This is a genomic window from Sporichthyaceae bacterium, from assembly GCA_036269075.1.
Lineage (GTDB): Bacteria > Actinomycetota > Actinomycetes > Sporichthyales > Sporichthyaceae > DASQPJ01.
The window spans coordinates 1-2031 of record DATASX010000020.1; the positions used below are offsets into that span (position 1 = coordinate 1).

General features: G+C 66.1%; 2 protein-coding genes. Both read right to left on the bottom strand.

The annotated features are described in order from the left end of the window. On the bottom strand, positions 1 to 812 hold an 812-nt coding region (locus tag VHU88_04365), incomplete at its 3' end, for an ATP-binding cassette domain-containing protein (protein ID HEX3610900.1). Between the two features lie 109 nt (positions 813 to 921). Beyond that, positions 922 to 2031, bottom strand: a 1110-nt coding sequence (locus tag VHU88_04370) for a substrate-binding domain-containing protein (protein ID HEX3610901.1), incomplete at its 5' end; no start/stop codon positions are given.

Sequence of the window (2031 nt, forward strand, 5' to 3'; positions counted from 1 at the left end):
CCGGCTGACTCGTACGGCCGCCCGGAGGCGGTACCCGTCGTCATGTACTCCACCACGCTCTGCCGGTCGAAGTCCGCGGTCGGTGCTTCGGCCACCATCCGTCCCAGGTACAGCACCGCGATCCGGTCCGCGACCTCGAAGACGTCGTTCAGGTTGTGGCTGATCACCATCACCGCGAGCCCGCGGTCACGGAGTCGTTTGATCAGGTCAAGCACCTGCCGGGTCTGCACCACCCCGAGGGCGGCGGTGGGCTCGTCAAGCAGCACCAGCTTGGAGTTCCACATCACTGCCTTGGCCACTGCCACCGACTGCCGCTGACCACCCGAGAGCGAGGCGACGGGCTGGCGGATCGAGCGCACCGTGGTCACCCGCAAGGTGCTCAGGGTCTCGGCCGCCTGCAGTTCCATCGAGTCCTCATCGAGCAGGCCGTAGCTCAGCCGTTCCCGGCCGAGGAACATGTTCTGGACGATGTCCAGGTTGTCGGCCAGCGCCAGATCCTGGTAGACGGTCTCGATCCCCAGCGCGGAGGCGTCCCTGGTGCTCCGGATGTGTACCGGGCGCCCGTCGAAGTAGATCTGGCCACCGTCCGGCTGGTGAGCTCCTGCGATAGTGCGGGTGAGCACCGACTTGCCTGCGCCGTTGTCCCCGCAGAGGCCGGTCACCTGGCCAGCGGGCAGGTCAAGGTTAACCCCGTAGAGCGCCTGCACGGGCCCGAAGTGCTTGTCGATGCCTCGCAGCTTCAGTAGGGATTCAGCCCCAGCCCCGTCCCCGCTGCGACTCGCGCCTTCCGGGGTCTCGTTCACCTCAGTCATTTTTAATACCCGTCATTCGCCTTGCCCAGGTTGGTCCGCACAGCCATCTCATCGTCACGGGGTTGGCGGGCCCGCCCTCGTGGCGGGCCCGCCAACCCCGGTCAGATGATTACTTGATCCCGTTGGCCGCGCAGACGCTCGCACCCGCGAGCGTGCAGATCGCCGAGGCCGTGTCGAACTTGTCCGCGACCACGGTCGACTCGATGTTCGACTTGGTCACCCACTCGGCCGACAGCAGGGACGCCGGCTCGGTGATGCTCGAGTTAGCCGAGTCGGTGGCCGAGCCGTTCAGCAGCGCTGAGGGCGGCGTCTGGCCCGCCAGCAGGATCGTAGCCACGGATACGGCGTCCTGGACCTCCTTGTAAACGGGCTTGTAAACGGAGCCGCACTGGTAACCCTGAAGTATCCAGGCCATGCCCTGCGCCGTGCCGTCCTGCCCGGTGGTCGGGATGGTGTTGGGCTTGACCCCGGCCGACTTGAGGTCGGTGATCACCGCGTTGGCGAGCCCGTCATTGGCCTCGATGGTGGCGTTGATCTTCGCGTTGGCGGTGAACGCCTGCTGGAAGATCGTGCCGCCCTTGGTGTTGTCCCAGCCGGGGGCGAAGTTCTCGGCAACCAGCGTGGCGCCGTCAGCGGTGCCCTTCGCGCCCGCGGAGACCGTCTTGGCCGGCTGGTTGAAGACCACCTTGTTGTAACCCGTGGCGAAGGCGATCGCGTTGGGGTCGGTGTCCTCGCCGCCGTTCAGGACGTAGACCTGGGGGGACTTGACGCCCCAGGACGAAAGGCACTGGTTGAAGCCCGTGCCAATCAGCTCACCCACCTTCTCGCCGTCGAAGCTGACGTAGTAGGTGTTCGTGCCCTGGAAGATGGCGCGGTCGTAGGCGATCAGGGTGACGCCCTTTGACTCGGCGAGCTTCGCGATCGCGACGACAGTCGGGCCGTCAAGCGGGCACACGATCAGGACTTTGGCACCCAGGTTGATGTCGGCGGTCGCGTCGCTCAGCTGCGTCGCGTCGCTTCCCTGCGCGTTGTCGATGCGGAACTCCGACGAGGTGTACCCGGCGTCGGTGAAGGCTTCCTTCATGTACGGCGCGTCGAAGTCAACCCACCGGGTCGACGACGTGGTGTCGGGCAGGATCACGCCCACCTGGAGGCTAGAGGCACCCTTGGTCGCGGCCGCGGTCAGTCCCTTGAACTGGGACATCGTCGACGCGATGTC